The organism is Tunicatimonas pelagia (assembly GCF_030506325.1).
GTDB classification, from domain to species: Bacteria; Bacteroidota; Bacteroidia; order Cytophagales; family Cyclobacteriaceae; genus Tunicatimonas; species Tunicatimonas pelagia.
The window spans coordinates 1,939,946-1,959,535 of record NZ_CP120683.1 but is presented as its reverse complement, the minus strand read 5'-3'; the positions used below and the strand labels follow the sequence as shown (position 1 = coordinate 1,959,535).

Here is a 19,590-nt window from a genome sequence, read left to right as displayed (position 1 = left end):
TTATCTACCAATTTATTTGCCATTTCAACAAATTTCTTTTTATATTAAAAAAACAATGCTTCTTTTAGATAAGAGAATGGCAATTTTGCAATAATTTGCATGGTAACCTACCCTATTGACAAAAACGTATCGTCCATTTCCTCGGATACGCTCTGGAAAGATTTCCAAATTGGGTCTCAAGAAGCCTACGCCGCGATCTACCAGCAACATTTTTTTTATCTATTAGATTATGGCAGAAAAATTACTAGTGATCGTGAACTTATCAGGGATGCTATCCAAGACCTGTTTTTAGAATTATGGAATAACCGATCAAACTTAGCGGTCGCCACATCTGTCCGCGGCTACCTAGCCTCAGCCCTTAAATACAAACTCTACCGAAAGCTGGAGCAAGTCAACCCACCCAAAGAAACTCGCGCTGTCGAGGTCACTGTTAGTTCGCAGGAAAGCAAATGGATAAAAGAAGAACTACATCACGAAAGGCGAAAAAAGATTTACCAGGCCTTAATGCGGCTATTGACCCCGCGGCAACAAGAAGCTATACAGCTTAAGTTCTACCAAGAATTAAGTAATGATGAGATTGCTGCTACGATGCACATCTCCCGAGAAGCAGTATATAATGCTGTATCCAAAGCCCTGAAGGTGCTTCGAGGAAATATTGATAAGGCCGCTTTATTACTTGCTCTTTTCTGGAATAACATCTAATCCAAATCGCGTACCCGCGATCAAGTATATTCTACCTGCCCGGTTGGTCTGTTTCTTAAAAAAACTCGAGAAACCGATGAGATTTTAATGGGATAATGCACTAGTGAGTAAAAGCTGTGTATTATGCCCGATTATGAGCGGTTCTCGGTAGATGATTTTGTCAGAGATCCCTATTTTCAGCAGTGGGTGGTTCGCCCTCAGGATGAGCATCATCTTTTTTGGAATCGTTGGCTGAGGGAGCACCCCGAACAACTGCCAACCGTTGCCCAAGCCTGGGAGGACATTCAGACGCTTAACTTACGATCTGACCCGAAGGATAATGCCGACTTTATTACAGTATGGGAAACGCTGTACGACAATCTACAAGCTACTAGCGAAGGTAGTAAAGCATCGCCAATTTCTACTGCTCGCTCGCCTAAGTTACGTCACTGGCTTAGTGCTGCAGCTATTGCAGGATTAGCATTTTTTACTTTTTTCTACCTAAAGATCATTTCAGCTTCTGACGAGACAACTTTTATAACAAACGCCGGTGAGACTCAAAATATCACTCTTCCCGACGGTTCTCAGGTTATCTTAAATGCCAACTCTGCCCTTTCTTATAGTGCCCAATGGCAGGATTCGGCCGAGTTCTCGGTGGCTGACCGTTCGGTAAAGCTCACTGGCGAAGCATTTTTTAAGGTGAACAAGCGTATTAACCCGCGAGATCAACCGGTAAAGTTTACGGTGCATACGCAAGACCTATCCATATCAGTACTCGGTACGGAATTTAACGTGAAGCAGCAGGAAGCAGCGGTAAAGGTCGTACTTACCGAGGGTCAAGTTCAACTTCATAATCCAGCTAAGACGGTAGATCTAACTATGGCTCCCGGAGAATTGGTTGAGTATTCTTTTCAAACCCACCAAGCGTCTAAAACTGAAGTGAACCCACAGGTGTATACGGCTTGGAAAGAAAGTCGCTATGTCTTTGAAGATATGGCCTTGGCCGATGTAAGAACCCTCATTGAGAATATTTACGGAAAGCAGGTAACTATTGAGTCGGATTCTCTGAAAAGCCGACAAATCACCGCTACCATTCCAAATACCGAGCTATCCGTACTCCTGGCTATTCTGAAGGAAACACTGGGAATAAAAGTTATTCAGACCGAGCACCAAATTATTTTTCGAGATCGCTGAGCCGTCAGCATTATTTAAACCAACCTATATGAAAATTACTGTACCACTTATTCAAAAATCCGGAGGCATGTTGCTACTGATGTGCTGCCTGCTTGGTAAGGCTTTTAGCCAAGAACTGGTAGCCCGAAATTACTCCGAGGTTACCCAGCCCTACGTTACCTATCAGAAGCCAACCCAATCGCTAAAACAACTGTTAGATCAACTTGAAGTAGCGTATAAGGTGAATTTTGCTTACGAGCGTAAGTTGCTAGAAGGCAAAACAACCGGAGTATTTAGGGGCGGTAGTCCGGAAGCCGATATCGAGGAAGTGCTAAAGAAAACCCTCCAGCCTCATCAGCTCACTTTCACTAAAGTAGATGAAGTCTACATCATTCGGGCCGATAGATTGAATGTGCGCCCGGTGGAGAAAATCAATATTGGGCCGCTTAAGGAGGACAATTCATCGGATGCAAATTCTTCATCCTTAGCTTCGGTTGTGAGCCAGTCGTGGAATCTAGCTTCGTCCATATCTCGTATTCAACAGGTGATTACGGGAACCGTCACCGATGCCGAAGAAGGCGGGGGTTTACCCGGAGTCAATGTATTAGTACAAGGTACTACCATCGGAACCGTAACGGATGTAGAGGGCAATTATCGCATAGAGGCTCCCGACGACGCAACTACCTTGGTCTTTTCCTCCGTGGGATACCTCACCCAAGAGGTGGAAATAGGTAGTCAGTCAGTTATTAACCTAACCTTAGCACCCGACATTCAATCGCTGTCAGAAGTAGTCGTAATCGGCTACGGAACCCAGGAGAAGCGAGAAGTAACCGGTGCCATTAGCTCTATCTCTTCCGAAGCAATTACCCAGCAAGCGGTTCCCAGTGTCGATCAGGCGATGGCCGGTCGTGTGGCTGGAGTGCAAGTGTCACAAAACTCAGGAGCTCCGGGCGGGTCTATCTCCCTTCGCGTACGCGGTATTGGAACCCCGGGCAACAGCGAGCCGCTCTACGTCATTGACGGTATACCGGTATTCGGTAATACACTTAGCACCCTTAACCCGAATGACATCGAGTCAATAGAAGTACTAAAGGATGCCGCTTCCGGAGCCATCTACGGATCACGGGCCGCTAACGGAGTGGTGATCATTACTACCAAACGTGGGCATGCGGGCAAAACGCAGATCGACGTTGACTACTACTACGGTATTCAGAGCAAAGAGAAAAATTTGGATGTGCTGGATGGTCCTACCTATCAGGAGTTCATCCGCGACTTTAATGCCCTTAACGATAACCCTGACGACGACCAGAATATTTTTACCAACCCGGCCAATACTAACTGGGAAAATGAAATATTCCGAACAGCACCTATGCAGAATGCTACGGTTAGTGTCAGTGGCGGAAGCGAAACGTCTACTTATCTTCTTTCGCTGGGCTACTTCGGTCAGGAGGGGATCATTCGTGGATCGGGCTTCGACCGCTTTTCGCTACGAGTTAATACGACGAACGATGTGGGCGAACGGTTTCGTATTGGTAACAATGCTACTGTCTCGCGCACCGAGGGTAACCAAATATTTGAGAACCAGGTTTTCAATGCGGCCATACCGTTATCGGTCATTTATCCTCCGGTGATTCCTGCTCGTTTGCCCGATGGAACACTGGGTGCCCCGGGCAACGTGGGTATCAGCTTTATTCGGGCTAATCCGCTGGTGCAAACCGACTTGAACACGCGCGAAAACGAAGAGTTTCGCTTTTTAGGCAATGTGTTTGCCGAATACGACATTACGGAGGGGCTTACCTACCGCTTAAATTTAGGAGGGGACTTCTTGTACGGAGGTAGTAACGTATTTCAGGTAGGGTTGGCCCCTCCCGGCACTCAGGAGCAGATTTCCTCGGGTAGCCGTACCGACCGACGCGAGTGGATTTGGCTTATAGAAAACACTTTATCCTACGAACGGGAGTTCGGCAACGGACATAATCTTGACCTGCTGGTAGGGGCCACGCAACAGAAGTCTACTTTTTCGTTCCATAGCTCCGGAAGGCAATTGTTTCCCTCCAACGACCTCATTGCCCTGGATGCCGGCAGCGAGATTACCGACGTACGAGGCCAGCTACGAAACTGGGCATTGGCTTCGTTTTTGGGAAGGGTGAACTATAACTTTCGTGACCGATATTTTTTATCGGCCACGGTGCGCCGCGACGGCTCCTCTCGCTTTCAGCCAGGAGAAAATCAGTGGGGAACCTTCCCGTCTGTATCGGCCGGATGGCTGATCTCTGACGAAGATTTTTTCAATAGTAGTATTATCTCCCAAGTCAAAATCCGAGGAAGCTGGGGGCAGTTGGGTAACCAGGAGATCGCCCCGTTTCAGTACCTGCCCTTGCTGGTGAACAATGCTTCGTATTCATTCGGAGGAACTGTAGTACCGGGCATCTACGCGGCTCAACCCGCTAATGAAGATATTACCTGGGAAACCTCTACCCAGATCGGGGTAGGAACTGACCTGACGTTCTTTGAGGATCGTCTAACCTTAACGGTTGACTACTACAACAAGGAAACCGACGGTATTCTGCTGGAAGGCACGTTACCCTTCGCCTACGGCTACCTAAGGAATCGCGTACCCCAGTTTCCGGTAGTGAACGCCGGGGTGATTCGCAACCGGGGGTTTGAGTTTGACTTGGGCTTTCGGGAAAGTGAGGGGGATTTTCAGTGGTCGGCCAATGCGAACCTGGCAACGGTTGACAACGAAGTGCTGAGCCTAGGTGAGGGTGGCCCGATCGTTCGTATCGACGAGGCTATCTCAACCCGAACGGATGTAGGGCAAGCCATTGGCTCGTTCTATGGTTATGTAGTGGAAGGAATCTTTCAGAATCAAGCCGAGATAGAAGCCCTTAACCCCAATCCTGAAGAGAATATTTATTACCAGTCTTCGGGTACCGTTCCTGGCGACTTCAAATTCAAGGACCTCGATGACAACGGAGTCGTTGATGAAGACGACCGAACGTACATTGGTAATCCGATTCCTGATTTCACTTACGGATTTTCTTTTAATGCCAATTACCAGGGGTTTGACCTGTCGTTTGCCTTCCAGGGGGTGCAGGGCAACGATATCTTTACCAAAATTTTTCAGCAGGCGGGTGACTTTACCAAACCTGACAACAAGTTTACCACCCTGTACGAAAATGTGTGGCGGGGCGAAGGAACCAGCAACTCCGTACCCCGAATTGCTACGGACAATGCCAACGACAACTACCGCAATTCTACCTACTATATTCAGGATGGGTCGTTTCTGCGACTACGGTCATTACAGATTGGTTATTCATTGCCCGCCGACCTGTTGGAGAACATTAATTTGCGGAAAGCTCGGGTGTACGTCGGCGGACAGAACCTGTTGACGTTTGACAACTACGAGTTTGGATTAGACCCGGAGATCGGTTCTTCGGTAGAGCCTAACGCCGGGGAGTCGAGTAACACGCTGAATGGGGTTGACTACGGTCGCTATCCTATTCCCCGCGTCGTTACGGTCGGAGTAAATATTGGATTTTAATTAGCAAAAACTACTTATAAAATGAAAAAGCTATTATACTTTATCTTGATCATTGGGGTGGCAGCCTGTGATGACTTTCTGGAGGAGGAACCTCAGGACTCGCTAACGGTACTTGACTTCTATAACAACGCCCAGGATGCTATCGCGGCCATTAACGCGGCCTACGATGGGTTTCAGCACCTAGATTACTTCGGGTTTAACTACCCCATGATCCTGAACATCTCGGGAGCTGATGCCATTAAAGGCGGATTCGGAGCTGGCGACCGCCCCGGCTATCTGGAGTTCGGTAACTATAATGTAACAGCGGAGAATACCCGAAGCCTGGAGTTCTACCGCTCGGCCTGGGGTGGAGTGAACCGGGCTAACGGAGTGCTCGTTAACGTCGGCGACATGGTGGTAGACTCCGACTTTTCGCAAGAACTAAAGGATCGAATCCTGGGTGAAGCCCACTTCCTACGGGCTATCCACTACTACAATCTCGTGCTGGGCTTTGGTGGAATGCCACTCTACGAAGAAGTGCCGTCGGTCGGTGACGAGCCTCTGCCCCGTACGTCAATAGAGGAGACTTGGGACTTTATTATTGCCGACTTTCAGGCCGCCGCAATGATGCTTCCGGCTACCTACGACGCGGCCAACCAGGGACGAGCCACGTCCGGCGCAGCTAATGCTATGCTGGCGCGGATTGCGGCCCTACAGGGGCGCTGGGACGATGTGCTCGCCTTCATCAATTTGGTAGAGAACAGCGAAGCGAACTACCAGTTAGCGGAAGACTATGGTAGTAACTTCGATGGTACGGGCAATAATAATTCGGAATCTATCTTTGAGATTCAGTATACGCTGACCAACACCTCGCTCAACGTTTGGAACGAAGCCGGTGACTGGAATTCGTTTGGCCTATCTCGGTATGCTTCCCCCCAGGTTGACGGCTCCGGCTGGGCCTTTATGTCGCCCTCCGAAGACTTGGTACAAGATTATGAAGAAGGTGATTTACGACTGCCGGCTACTATCTATCGTGAGGGGGACCCGTACGGTCCGGATACCTTCGACCCGGCTCGGGGTAGTCACCTAAGCAACGCCGGGCCGTACGGTTTAAAGAAGTATACGAACCTCAACTTAGATGGCACCAATAATAACGGGTTTGATATCAACTGGAAGGTCATTCGCTTCGGTGAAATTCTACTACTTCGCGCGGAAGCGGAGAACGAGCTGAACGGCCCTACCGAAGCTGCGCTGGCTCCCTTAAACCAGATTCGCGCTCGGGCAGGGTTGGCACCAATCAACGCTACCAATAGTCCCGGGTTAGACCAGAATACGCTACGTGATATCATCTTACAAGAGCGACGCATAGAGTTGGCCTTTGAGGGAGTACGCTTCTACGATCTGGTTTACCGCGACCGGGCGATAGAAATACTTGGCCCGCAGGGCTACGAGCTGAGTGACAATTTATTTCCTATCCCCCCGTCAGAGTTGGATTTGACCGGTTGGGATCAAAATTAATTTCCATAAGTAGTCTTGCTTGCCAATCAGCACAGGAACTAAGTTTTTGTGCTGATTGTGTTATAGTCCCCTGACCTCACTTAACCGTTCTATGTATAAGAGACGTTGGTGTCGTGTACTTTCCAAAACAGTATACCAAATTGGTATTACCGTGAGCGCAGCTCTTCTTACCTGCTGCAATTTTTCGGATACTTCCCTCTTTACCCAGATTAATTCAACCGATTCCCATCTTAGCTTTACCAACCAGGTTGTTGAAACCGATAGTGTTAATCTGGCTTATAATTACTACTTCTACAACGGAGCGGGCGTAGCGGTCTGTGACTTTAATAGTGACGGAAGGCAAGATATTTATTTGGTAGGTAACCACGTGCCTTCTCGCTTGTATCTCAACCAAGGAGAATTGGTGTTTCAGGATGTTAGCGAGCAGGCTGGTGTGTTGAACGACTACTGGACGAGCGGGGCTACCTTCGTGGATATTAACGGCGACAACTGGCAGGACATCTTTGTATGTACTGTAGGCAAAGGTGAACCTAACCTACTGTACATCAATCAGGGAACTGGTCAAAACGGCATATCTGTATTCAAGGAGCAGGCCGCCGAGTACGGGCTAGCCGATCAAATAATCAGTACCCACGCTGCCTTCTTAGATTACGATCGGGATAACGATCTGGATCTGTTCGTAGCGGTGAACTCCCAACTGATGAACAACCGTAACGAAACCCGGCCCCGTAATCAGAAAAGAGAAACACAAGATTTATTTTATCGCAACAACGGTGATAATACCTTCACTGAAATCTCGGAAGAAGTAGGCATCACTAACGAAGGGTATTCGTTAGGGGTGGCGGTTAACGATATTAATAACGACGGTTGGCCGGATATTTACGTAGCCAACGATTTTCTTCCCAACGACTTACTTTACATCAATAACCAGCAAGGAGGATTTGAGGAGAAGGCGAGTGAATACCTTCGCCACGCGAGTCAGAACGGTATGGGTGTCGATATTGCCGATGTGAACCAAGATGGCTTCATGGATATTACGGTCATGGATATGCTACCTCAATCTAACCGCCGCCGCAAGCTGATGATGGCTCCGCTCAACTATGACCTGTTCGAGTATCGGAAAGAGCTAGGTTACATTCCTCAGCACGTAAAGAATACCCTGCAAATTAATCGGGGACCAGACCAGGCGGGTAACTTCCATTTTAGCGATATTGGGACGCTGGCGGGTATGTACTCCACCGATTGGAGCTGGGCCCCACTCTGGGCTGACTTTAACAATAGCGGCACTCTTGACTTGTTTATTACCAACGGTTACTACAAAGATCTCACCGATTTGGATTTTTCATCCGGACTCAAGCAGGATTTAAAGTTTGGCTCAGAAGAATATAGCTACGCCTACCAGATGGAGGCGTTAGCGAATCTACGCACCATTAAAGCTAGCAATTTTCTATACGAAAATACGGGCGAGATGGTACTAACCGATATCTCGGCTGAATCGGGAGTAGCCGAGCCCTCCTTCTCCCACGGGGCAGCCTTTGCCGATTTAGATAACGATGGTGATCTGGACTTGATCGTTAACAACCTTGGTCATGAAGCATTTCTGTACCGAAACAATACGCTGACTGTTCAAAATAGTGAAGAAGGAAATAATTACTTGAAAGTAACGCTTCAGGGCCCAGGCAAAAATACCAATGCGGTTGGCACTCGCCTCACCTTATTCGCCGCTGGTTCAGGACAAACCTATTATCACTCACCGGTAAGAGGGTACTTATCCAGTATGAGTGAGGTTATTCACTTTGGGTTAGGAAGTACCAAAACGATCGATAGCCTACAGATACACTGGCCCGACGGTTCTTACCAAGTGCGTAAGAATTTATCCGCCAATCAGAAAGTCCTCATTAAGTACCAACCTTCCTCAAAAAACTATCAGAAGTTAAATAAGCAGCAATACACTTTCCGTGAGATATCCGATTCGCTGGGTTTGAACTACCAGCACGTTGAGAACCGCTTCACTGATTTCAAGGACAATCCGTTGCTGCTTAAGATGTACTCCCGCGAAGGACCGGCCTTGGCAGTGGGGGATGTCAACGGCGACCAAGCGGACGATATTATCATCGGGGGAGCGGCTCATCAGAAGGCTACGGTGTTTATTCAAAAACAGGGCAAATTTGAGACAAGACCGATCCTAGAAGAAGACTCAGCTTACGAAGATATGGGCGTGTTGTTGTTTGATATAGACAATGATAAGGACCTAGATTTGTACGTAGCCAGCGGAGGTACGGATCACCCTCATCAACCCCAGTTTTACGAAGATAGATTGTATATTAACACCAGCGGCAAGTGGGTACGCTCTGGTGATTTACCGGCGGACATTCACAGCAATGGCACTGTCCGGGGGGCTGATTTTGACCGGGATGGTGATATTGATCTTTTTGCAGGGGGAAAAATCTCTCCCGATGACTATCCTGAGTCCCCAACTTCTAGCTTACTAATGAACGATAATGGCAAACTCATTGATAAAACTCCATCCGCTTTACGCCACGCCGGAATGATATCGGATGCCTTATGGACGGATTTTAATGGCGACGGTTGGTTAGACCTTATTGCCGTTGGGGAATGGACCGAAATTATGTTTTTCGTGAACGTAAAGGGTACACTGGAATCCTACACTGAGAATACCGGACTTGAATTTACGGCAGGTTGGTGGAACAGTATCACCTCCGGCGACTACGATAATGACGGTGATACTGACTACGTGCTGGGCAACTTTGGTCTCAATAGCTACATCACCGCTTCACCGGACGAACCGGTACGGCTCTATGCCGAAGACTTTAACGAAGATGGCGAGATCGATCCCATTTTATCGTACTACACCGAAGATGATGAGGGAGTCCGGCGAGAGTTTCCGATACACCCTCGGGATGCGCTGATTGATCAAGTGATTGGCTACAAAAAGCGCTTCGCTAATTATCTCGCGTTTGCTGAAGCGGGCTTCTCGGATGTGTTACGGCCTAGTGACCGCAAAGATACTAAAGTACTTGAGGCAACTATGCTGACTAGTAGTTTACTGGAAAACCTAGGGAATGGCCAGTTTGCCATCACTCCGCTCCCGTTAGAGGCTCAGGTTGCCCCGGCGTACGGTATGCTCTCTCAGGATATTAATGGGGACGGAAACTTAGACATTGTTCTAACGGGTAACCAGTACTCAGCCGAACCGGTATTCGGCAACTACGATGCTTCGGATGGGTTGCTACTTATAGGCGACGGACAAGGGGAATTTACTCCAGCCCCTTCGTTTGAAAGTGGCCTTTTCCTGAATGGTGATCAAAAGGGTTTGGTCAACATCTTAGTCAACAATCAGCCAACAGTAGTTGCCGGAGCGAATTCCGGTCCGCTCAGAGCCTACCAGTATTATTCCGGTCTGACAACACCTACTGAAATCATCTGTTTAGACCCGCTGGATACCTTTGCAGAAATTACTTTTTCGGATGGGCGGAAGACAAAACGGGAATTTTACTACGGTAGCACCTACTTATCACAATCGTCGCGGATAATGGTGTTATACGATAATATGCAGGAAATAATCGTCCATAATTCGCAGGGAGAAGGCAGAAAGATTAGGTAGTTATGACATACCGAATATTAATTAGCGGTTGGTTCATAGTAGCTGCACTATCGTGTAACGAAAAGAGCAGTGAACCAGAAGAAGTCAGTAATAATCCTGCCGAACCGACTCCACAGCACTACCGACGATTATCCGCTGCGGCTACGAACGTCAACTTCTCTAACAACATCCGCGAGACAGAAAACTTTAACTATTTTCTGTATCCGTTTATCTACTTTGGTGGCGGAGTAGCTATCGGCGACATCAATAATGATACTTTGCCCGATATCTATTTTACCAGCAACATGAGCCATAATGCGCTTTATCTCAATCAGGGGGGCTTCAAATTTCGCGAAATAGGTAAGCTAGCCGGGGTGGAAGGTATCTACAACCGATGGACTACCGGGGCTACGATGGTCGATATTAATCACGACGGTTTTTTGGATATTTACGTAAGCGTAGCCGGACCCCGCGAAGGACGAAGAAATTTACTGTACATAAACAATCAAGACAACACCTTCCGGGAAGAGGCTGAGCAGTGGGGAATTGCCGATAATGGTCATTCCATACAGTCGGTCTTTTTTGACTACGACAGTGATGGAGACCTGGATCTTTACGTAGGTAATTATCCTCCCGGTGGATTTAGCCAAAACAGCACTTTCTTCGCCAAGAAGGTAAGCACCCCGGAGCTTTCAGAATCCGACCGGCTGTATCGCAATGAGGGCGATCATTTTGTGGATGTTACCCAAGAAGCAGGATTGTTGAATTACGGGCTTACTCTCGGACTGAGCGTAGCTGATTTCAATAACGACCACTGGCCGGACCTTTACGTCTCCAACGACTTCAACTCCCCCGACTATCTGTACATCAATCAGAAAGACGGGACATTTAGTAATGAAGTTCTTAAATACATGCGTCACACGTCTAATTTCGGGATGGGCACCGATGCCGCCGACATCAATAACGACGGTTTTTCCGACCTGATACAGTTGGATATGATGGGGAGCAATAACGAACAACAGAAGGTGAATATGTCGGCGATGAATCCTGAGCTATTCTACTCTACGGTTGACCAGGGGCTACACCACCAGTACATGAAGAATACCCTTCAGCTCAATACCGGCTTAGAAAGCTTTATGGACATCGGGGAGTTGGCGGGAATTGCGTATACCGATTGGAGTTGGGGAGCTTTGCTAATGGATATGAATAACGACGGGCATAAAGATGTTTTCATCACGAATGGTATGCGTCGTAACGTAAATGACAACGACTTTAATGCTTATTTTCGGATTCAGCAGGCTTATAACAAAATAGATCCTTCCCAATATCTCAGCTTGCTTCAGAAGATTCCGGTGCACCCAGTAGAAAATTTCGCTTTTCTAAATAACGGTGACCTTACCTTTCGTAGCCCGAACCCCAGTTACGGCCTAAACTATCGAGGATTCAGCAACGGAGCCGCTTACGCCGACCTGGACTTGGACGGAGACTTAGATATGGTCGTAAACAATCTGGATGCCCAAGCGCACATTTTTGAGAACGTGATAGACCCTTCCAGTGCTGCTAATTTCCTGAAATTCCGATTTGAAGGCGAAGGAAGCAACCCCTTTGGTATTGGAACCCAGGTATGCATCTACGCTGATGCTAATCTTCAGTGCCAGGATTTATACCTGAGTCGAGGCTATCAATCATCAGCAGAGCCCGTACTGCACTTTGGTTTAGGTGATACTGAAAAAGTCGATTCTGCTCAAGTGGTTTGGCCAGATGGTCGTCATCAAACTTTGCACGATGTAGCAGCTAACCAGTTAGTAACGGTGACCCAAAGCGATGCAAACAGTTCTACCGAATTAAGAAAGGAATTGCAACCATTGTTCACCGTAAAAGAGCCGGATCTATCTCCTGGTTATCGGCACCGAGAAAATGAATTTAATGATTTCGAGCGAGAAGTTTTGCTTCCCCACCGAATGTCACAGTTCGGACCGGCACTGGCGGTAGCCGATGTAAACCAGGATGGTCTCGACGATTTTTACGTGGGTGGAGCAATGGGTGTAGCGGGCAGTCTCTATCTACAAGGAAAAAATGGTGCCTTCCGAGCAGCTTCTAGTACTACTTGGGTGCAGGATAAAGCTCACGAAGATGTGTCCGCTGTCTTCCTCGATGCTAACAACGACAAATTTCCTGATCTCTACGTAGTAAGTGGTGGAAATGAAAGGCCTGCCGGAGATAATGCTTACCAAGACCGGCTTTATCTCAATAATCAGCAAGGAAAATTTTCTAAGGCGGAAGCAGCACTACCTGAGCAATACGTCAGTGGGTCACAGGTTCGGGCGGAAGACTTCGATAGTGATGGTGATACCGATCTTTTTATTGGCGGACGGCAGGTTCCGGGTAAATACCCACTTCCTACTGACAGTTACTTATTACGGAACGATAGTAATGCTGAGCGAACTTTCTTTACCGATGTAACCACTGAGATTGCCCCCCAACTTTCGGAAACAGGTATGGTGACTGACGCCTCCTGGAGTGACATCGATGGTAATGGCTGGCCAGACTTGGTGATTGTCGGCGAATGGATGTCAGTAACCCTTATGCTGAATGATGGTGGTATCTTTAGCGACGCAAGCAATCGCTACGGCCTGGGTAACCAGGTAGGTTGGTGGAACGCTGTGGTAACAGGAGATATTGACCAAGATGGTGACCTAGACGTAGTGGTAGGTAACCTAGGGTTAAACTATAAATACAAAGCATCAGCGGAAGAGCCATTTAAAGTCTACGCAGATGATTTTGATGAGAACGGCAGCCTGGATATTGTACTGGGCTACTACGAAGACGGAGAATTGTATCCATTGCGTGGTAGAGAGTGCTCCTCTCAGCAGATGCCTTCTATCAAACAAAAAATACCCAACTATACCGCCTTTGCCCAAGCGAACTTGGGAGATATTTATTCTTCTGAAAAGCTAAGTGATGCAAGGCAATACCAAGCTACTACCTTTGCCAACACTGTCTTCATAAACGAAAGTGGAAAGTTTGTAGCGCATCCATTACCCAATTACGCGCAGGCTTCTTCGGTCAATGCGATGGTGTTGGAAGATTTAAACGAAGACGGTCACCTCGACTTATTCTTGGGAGGAAACCTCTACGACTCCGAAGTGGAAACTCCCCGTAATGATGCCAGCTACGGACTGTTTATGCCCGGTAACGGCAGTGGCCACTTCTCAGTAGCTGCACCTACTGAAAGCGGTATTGCTATCAGAGGCGAAATCCGAGCGATAGTACCCTTTATGCAAGCCAATCAGCAATTCGGATTATTGATAGCCCGTAACGACGACACGCTGGTAGTTGTAGGCAGAGTACGATAATCGTGTCTTATGCTCCTTCTTCAATCCGGTAATCTTGTAAAAGGGGACTTGTATGCTTTTTTAAGCTTAGACCAAGCTTATTGGCATGTATGAAGATTTCAGTGAAATTATTTAGTACTCATTGGTTTAATCCTCATTTCTTTACGGTCATACCCACCCTTGACTCTTAAAACAAACACACTGTAGACATGAGGGCAATGTTTTCTTTTGAAAGAAAGCCGATGTGATTGATTCTATCACTCAGATACAGCACGTAATGAGGAAAAGAGCTTTTTACATCTCAATTTCATTATCCTTCCCCGGTTTTAGTATATGGCTACCCTGAAGGGCTTGATACCTTTCTGTCTGCTCGGAGGATAAATGAGGATGCGAATTTCGGATGGATCGATCAGTAGTATCAAGCGCAGGCTCCGGTAGCAAAGTCTCGTGATTTGGTGGACGGGCCATAGAATTGCTACGCTCAGGTTGATCCATTTTTATGGCTTGCTTTTTTGCCTGACTAAACTGATTAAGCTGTTCATCCACTCGGCCAATGGTATCCATTACGGTATGGCCCCGCTGCTGGTTAGGCATCATAAAGATACCTTGGTCGGCTTCCCGCCGAATGGTTTTCTTTCCTGCTTCGGAGAGATAATCTCGCTCGGCAATGTAGCGTTCGTTTTCCTGGCGGAAGGCTTCTTTGGTTTGCTGAAAGTCCACCTTCATCTCGCTCAGCCCCGTTCGGGTGTTCTTTTCCAACTCGGTCATCGAGGTGGTAGAAGGATGCTGCTGATGCTTATCTATGCCCTCACTCAGCCGTCGTTCCAGCGAAGTCATTTTTGCCTCTGGCTGACTGTGTATCCGCTTGTCCCGCAAGTAGCGGTCTACCTCGTAAGCAGCATTGACCAGGGGTTGACTGTTTTCTTTTAGGTATTCCTTACCCTGATGCGATAGCGTAGGCATAGGATAGCTCTGATCTTTCTGCTGGATTTTCCACAGCGTGTTTTCTAATTTCTCTTGAACCTCAATGTTTCGGTTCAGGGCCAGATGTCGCCCCTGTCGCTCTTCCGAAAGGGTATTAAGTTCTTTGAGGGCGACATTGGCCATGCGACTATGCGCCAGCGTATCTTTGGGATACAACGCCGAGCGGTGCAACGCTCGCTCATACTCCTGAGCCATATCCGGATAACCGTAACCCCGCAGGGCATCGGCCGCTTGTTTGCCTACTGCTTGCAATTCCTGCTGAGAAGTTGCGTCCTTATTTCTTTCTTGCTCCATGAGAATAAAAAGTTAGACGGTGCGTAAAAAATCGTTAATCAATTTCCCTTACTCCCTTTTGGGTTCGTAGTGTTTCTACTTGGGTGCGGATCAGCTCCTTCACCCGGTCGGCCTCCCGAATGCCGTTAAGTACTAACTCAGGATGCGTATGGTCCGACGTGAGCAAATGGACATTCGCCAAGCCTAGCCAGCGAAAAAGCAAGGGAGCAGAGACTGAATAATCCTTCACCCGGTATAACTCTAGCTCTTCCTGCTGCTGATGAAATATGCCACTAGTCACGATCAACCGTTCTTCGGTCAGGGTGTAACGGGTGGTTTGGGTTTGTAGGTACCGCCACAGTGCCCAAGGGAACGGTAGTAGTAGTATACAAGATACATAGAGTGGCAGGTACTGAAGCGGTGAGGGACGCGCTTGCCAAAGGATCGTTGTTGCCATCGTGCTCATGTTAAGGAATTGATTGGAAACGAAGGATCACATCGTATTCAGCACTGTCCCGAATTTTACGAACCTGGACTTGCCAGATTTGCTCATCCAGGATATCTACCCGCCAGTTTTCGGTATGATACGAGGGTTCCAGTTCGTATCCGTAGAGCATTCGGTGACCGGTATCAAACAGGTCTACCGAAAAGATATCGTGGGTGTCGTTGAGCTTCCACCCGGCAATATGGGGGCGATAGGATAAGTCACCGGATGCACATCGCCCCGCGTTTTCCTCGGCATGAATCTCGCCCACTACCCCAGTACCGGGAGCCTCAGTAATGAACACGTTATCCCGCACACAATCCGGGAGCCAGGCGTACCAGTCTTGGGTAGTACTACTATCCGAAGGCACCGCGGTCATGGCCGTCACCTGCCACTGCTTTTGGTGAAGGAATACCTTCAAGTGATTTTCGTCCCGAGCGATCTCTTCATCCGGTTGACAGGCATTCGTAGCAAATAATAAAATAGTTAGGATTAGAAGTCTGAGATAATTTTTCATGATAAAGGAGTTAATAGTTGAACAAAGGAGTCGTAGCAACGGCTGCTCGTTCCAGGCGGTGGTGAGTTTGGTCTGCTTGCTTTCGCAGTGGTTGGACGTAGGCGACATCCAGCAGGAGTTGATCAGAACGTTCCAGTAACTCACCCGCCAGTTGCAGATATTCTTCCGAAAAGGATTGCAAGCGAATACGTTCGACTTCAGTCATCGCGAAGCGTTCGGGCTGCTTGAGTACCTCATTCATTTCGGTGGCTTTCATCATCAGGTCTTCGGCCAAATACTGAAACGCGACTGCCCCGTAGGCTTTCCGCTCGGCCGCAAGTTGGTGAAAGCTCCCAGTGAGCGACCGGGCGGTTTGCCGTGCCTGCTGAAAAGAAGTCAAGTCCGCCGGTAGTGCATCGACAGAGCCCGCCATAAACAAATCGCGATAGATATCATCCGGACTACGCTGAAACAGTGGATGCTCAATAACAAAATCCACTTCCAATCCGGGTTGTATGGGCCCCTTCACCAATTCAGTAGCCAGGTATAATGAGCGAGATAAATCAGCCCAGTGTAAATCCCGAACGGATTCGGCTTGTTTCCAGTCGTTCAGCACCTGCTGTTGCAAGGCTTCTATCGCGAAGTAATGCATGTGAATGTCTTCCGTGAAGTCTCGGATTTTCTTGTACTGCTGTCCTTTCGCCAAGTTTATCGCGACATTCTCGCCGCTTTTGGCAATCGCTTTTTTGTCGATGACCAAAGCCCCCTGTGCTTGCACTACTGTGGGAAGTATCCCCAGAAAGAAAAAATAGGTGATAAGTTTCATCGTGACTGAGATTGATTTAGTCCTGATACAGTAGGGTTGTCCCTATGGCATATCGCTCTTGTTGTTTTTCGTAGGCGTGTAGCACCCGGGTTTTAGCAAGCGAAGGCTGGGTGACCTGTTGCATCAGTTGATCCACCTTCACTTTCAGATGCTGACTTTCTTGCAGTGTCTTTTGCATCTGAGAAAGCGTTTCTAACCGCTCGCTTTCGGTCATCGAAAAGCGTTGGTCTGTGGTCAGTCGTGCGCGCAGCTCCGCTGCTTTTTCTATTTTTCTCTGGGCTCGTTGCTGATAGGCTTTAGCTTGTTGTAACTTACGCCGCCTATTCATTTCTTCCAGCGCCATCACGTTTTGTTGCCGGGCTTTCTGGTAGGCTTCCAACGAGGATAGCGCACCAAATACCATCGTTTCATCGTAAGGAATTAAGATTTCGTACAGGGCCTCACTTTTATCCATGGGTTCTACCGCTGCCTGATACACCGCATAGAGGTCCGCGGCAAAGGAATAATCTCCCAGATGCTGCGCCGTACCCAGCACCTCTCCCGTCGCTTCCTGCTCGGTGGTAGCGTCCGAGATCGCCAGCGAAGCCGTGCTGGTCGTTTGTCGCAGAAAGGCTTGGTAGTCGTACTGAAGCGTTCGGGTGTCGGCTACTTCATCACGGGTGTTCTTCGTCTGTCTTCGGATGAGTTCCAGTAACCCAAATTGTTTGCCGTTGCGTGTAGCATTTTCACCGATGCTATCCTTCAGCATTAAGTCCACGACCGGAATCACCTTTTGGGCGTGAAGGTTGGCCGTGCTAATTATCAAGCCAAGTATAACTAAAAGCGTTTTCATCGTCATTAGCGTTTATCAATACTGATACAAAGGAGTGATCGCTACCACTTCCCGTTCTAACTGCTGCTCATACTGCTTCAGTAGCCCGGCCTGACCTTGCTCGGCTTCGCTCATCACATCCAGCACCAACTGATCGGATTGCAGCTTCAAATCCATGCTTTGCAGAATATAATCGTGCGCCTGCTTGATACTCGCCAGTCGTTCGCCTTCGGTCATCGAAAAGCGTTCATTTACCAGCAATGCCTGACCTAACTCCTGCGCTTTTTCCAGCAAGTCTTCCGCCACCTCGTTGTACGAGAGCGCTACCTGTAACTTCTTTTTATAGGCCATCTCGTCAAAGGCTCCCCGGTTGACCGACAAATCCGAGAGCATCACTTGCAAAGCAGCATAACTGGGTGGCAGCGGGGTATCCGCTCCAAAGCCATCCAGTTCTTGGTACAAGGCCAGTGCTCCGTTAATCCCTTCCAGCGTGGCGTAGGCTTGCATTAGCGTACCGACGTTCTCGTAGGCGGGAACGTAGGCATCCATGTGCGTTTCCAGCGAGAGCGCGTGGGCTTGACTGGAAACCAAATCCGCCCAGCGCAACTCTCTTGTCGTTTCCGCCTGTTTTAAAAATTCTTGATAGTCTTTCTGCAAGTCATAGATATCGGAGACCTTACGTTCAATCAAATACGAAATACCGACTTGCTCTTCCAACTTATCCAGTTGGTCGTTTAGCGTTTGCCCATTGGCGACCGTCATCGCAATATGGGCAATATCCATGACCGGAACTCCTTGAGCGATAAGTGCTACAGGACTACTTAGCAGTAGGAAAGATACAAATAAAATAGCGTTTTTCATGGTTTATTGCAGGTTTTGGTGGTGAATAAAGAGCGGAAAGCCATCGGGTAGAAATACGGTTTGCTGTCGACGGCGGCTTTGCTGCAACAGGTTGCGGCCTAGCTCAGAAGCGACCTGAGTCGGAAGCCGATTAGCGGATTGATTTCCCTGCCGGAAAGCAGTGGTCTGAGTCGCTTCCTGTACCACGTTGTTTCGTTCGTCCAGCATAATCCCTGCGTGATAGGTATGGTCATGGACCGATAGCGAAGCAAGCTGAGGGCCAATCCGCTGCACACTAATTTGCAGACGGTTCTGCGAAAGGCGCACGTCGCCGTAAACGATAGTATTCACCGGGATAATTTGGCCATTAAGCGTAATCGGCTCTTCCAGGCGCAAGCGAATCCGATCGTTGCTACGGATTTCCTGATCGCCGTGCACCACACAACGGACAAAGGTTCCGGGCGAAGCACGGTCTGCACGTACTACCTGAAACAAGCTGAGCGGTGCTACCGAAACGGTATCCGGAACACTAGAAACGGCAGGCGGTGTCTTTACCGGGAGTAACCTTCTTCTTCGTTTCGGAGGATGAGGGTTTACTGGAACAGTGTCCTTTTGCTGAGCAGCTACATCGATAGTAGCGGTATCGGACGTAGCGTATCCTTCCCAGTAGGGCTTGGTGATTTTTTCCGGTCGTGCCTGCCTTTTTTTCTGTGCTTCTTTTTCTTGGGAGAGCGTTTCATCGTAGACCTGCGTCTTGTCCGGTACGTCCTTTTCAACCACTTCTTCCTCCAGCCAGAAGGAAGGAAGCGGGGTCCCGGATAATGATTCCCACAGGCTGCGCCCTTTAAAATGTAAAAAGGTGATGGATACCGCCGCGCTGCCCACAATAATGAGCAAGCTGTAGCGGGCGAGTCCTTTCCCCAATTTCTGGGTAAATGACCGGGGCGGCTCTGGCTCATCAAAACGGTCAGACCCTTGCCCGGTTCGCTCAATACTTTCGTCATCGACATTCTCATTAAAGTCTTTCATGTGTTTGAGGTTT

Annotated in this window: 13 protein-coding genes; 6 read left to right on the top strand and 7 right to left on the bottom strand. The window is 48.3% G+C overall.

Features of this window, described 5'->3' with window-relative positions:
• The first annotated feature begins 99 nt into the window (after positions 1–99).
• The 6 genes from P0M28_RS08165 (at position 100) to P0M28_RS08140 (ending at position 13,855) form a co-directional block, all read left to right on the top strand.
• Entirely contained in the window at positions 100–702 is a 603-nt protein-coding gene (locus P0M28_RS08165; protein WP_302209283.1) for an RNA polymerase sigma factor, read from the top strand.
• A gap of 123 nt (positions 703–825) precedes the next feature.
• Positions 826–1,875, top strand: a complete 1,050-nt coding sequence (locus P0M28_RS08160; protein ID WP_302209282.1) for a FecR family protein — start codon at positions 826–828, stop codon at positions 1,873–1,875.
• Between the two features lie 28 nt (positions 1,876–1,903).
• Positions 1,904–5,398, top strand: a complete 3,495-nt coding sequence (locus P0M28_RS08155) for a SusC/RagA family TonB-linked outer membrane protein (protein ID WP_302209281.1) — start codon at positions 1,904–1,906, stop codon at positions 5,396–5,398.
• Positions 5,399–5,419: 21 nt separating this feature from the next.
• Positions 5,420–6,895 (top strand): RagB/SusD family nutrient uptake outer membrane protein, encoded by a 1,476-nt coding sequence (locus P0M28_RS08150; protein WP_302209280.1) that lies wholly within the window; start codon positions 5,420–5,422, stop codon positions 6,893–6,895.
• 91 nt (positions 6,896–6,986) lie between these two features.
• Positions 6,987–10,520 carry a VCBS repeat-containing protein gene (locus P0M28_RS08145; protein WP_302209278.1) on the top strand — a complete coding sequence of 1,178 codons (3,534 nt, stop codon included), beginning with the start codon at positions 6,987–6,989 and terminating at the stop codon, positions 10,518–10,520.
• Positions 10,521–10,522: 2 nt separating this feature from the next.
• The gene (locus P0M28_RS08140; protein WP_302209277.1) at positions 10,523–13,855 is read left to right on the top strand and encodes a VCBS repeat-containing protein; all 3,333 of its coding nucleotides are present in this window, start codon (positions 10,523–10,525) and stop codon (positions 13,853–13,855) included.
• A gap of 273 nt (positions 13,856–14,128) precedes the next feature.
• Here the strand turns inward: P0M28_RS08140 and P0M28_RS08135 are convergent, their stop codons facing one another.
• Genes P0M28_RS08135 through traM form a run of 7 tightly spaced genes read right to left on the bottom strand, consistent with a single transcriptional unit; the run spans position 14,129 to position 19,577 of the window.
• Complete coding sequence (locus P0M28_RS08135; RefSeq protein WP_302209276.1) at positions 14,129–15,112, bottom strand: hypothetical protein; 984 nt, start codon at positions 15,110–15,112, stop codon at positions 14,129–14,131.
• A gap of 34 nt (positions 15,113–15,146) precedes the next feature.
• Positions 15,147–15,548, bottom strand: a complete 402-nt coding sequence (locus P0M28_RS08130; RefSeq protein WP_302209275.1) for a PH domain-containing protein — start codon at positions 15,546–15,548, stop codon at positions 15,147–15,149.
• A 10-nt stretch (positions 15,549–15,558) separates the two neighbouring features.
• Positions 15,559–16,092, bottom strand: coding sequence for a hypothetical protein (locus P0M28_RS08125; RefSeq protein ID WP_302209273.1), 534 nt, complete (start codon positions 16,090–16,092; stop codon positions 15,559–15,561).
• A 10-nt stretch (positions 16,093–16,102) separates the two neighbouring features.
• A complete protein-coding gene (locus P0M28_RS08120; RefSeq protein ID WP_302209272.1) occupies positions 16,103–16,897 on the bottom strand; it encodes a hypothetical protein in 795 nt (264 codons plus the stop codon).
• Between the two features lie 16 nt (positions 16,898–16,913).
• Complete coding sequence (locus P0M28_RS08115) at positions 16,914–17,729, bottom strand: hypothetical protein (protein ID WP_302209271.1); 816 nt, start codon at positions 17,727–17,729, stop codon at positions 16,914–16,916.
• A gap of 15 nt (positions 17,730–17,744) precedes the next feature.
• Positions 17,745–18,569, bottom strand: a complete 825-nt coding sequence (locus tag P0M28_RS08110; protein WP_302209270.1) for a hypothetical protein — start codon at positions 18,567–18,569, stop codon at positions 17,745–17,747.
• Positions 18,570–18,572: 3 nt separating this feature from the next.
• Positions 18,573–19,577 (bottom strand): conjugative transposon protein TraM, encoded by a 1,005-nt coding sequence (traM, locus tag P0M28_RS08105; RefSeq protein WP_302209269.1) that lies wholly within the window; start codon positions 19,575–19,577, stop codon positions 18,573–18,575.
• Between the last annotated feature and the right edge of the window lie 13 nt (positions 19,578–19,590).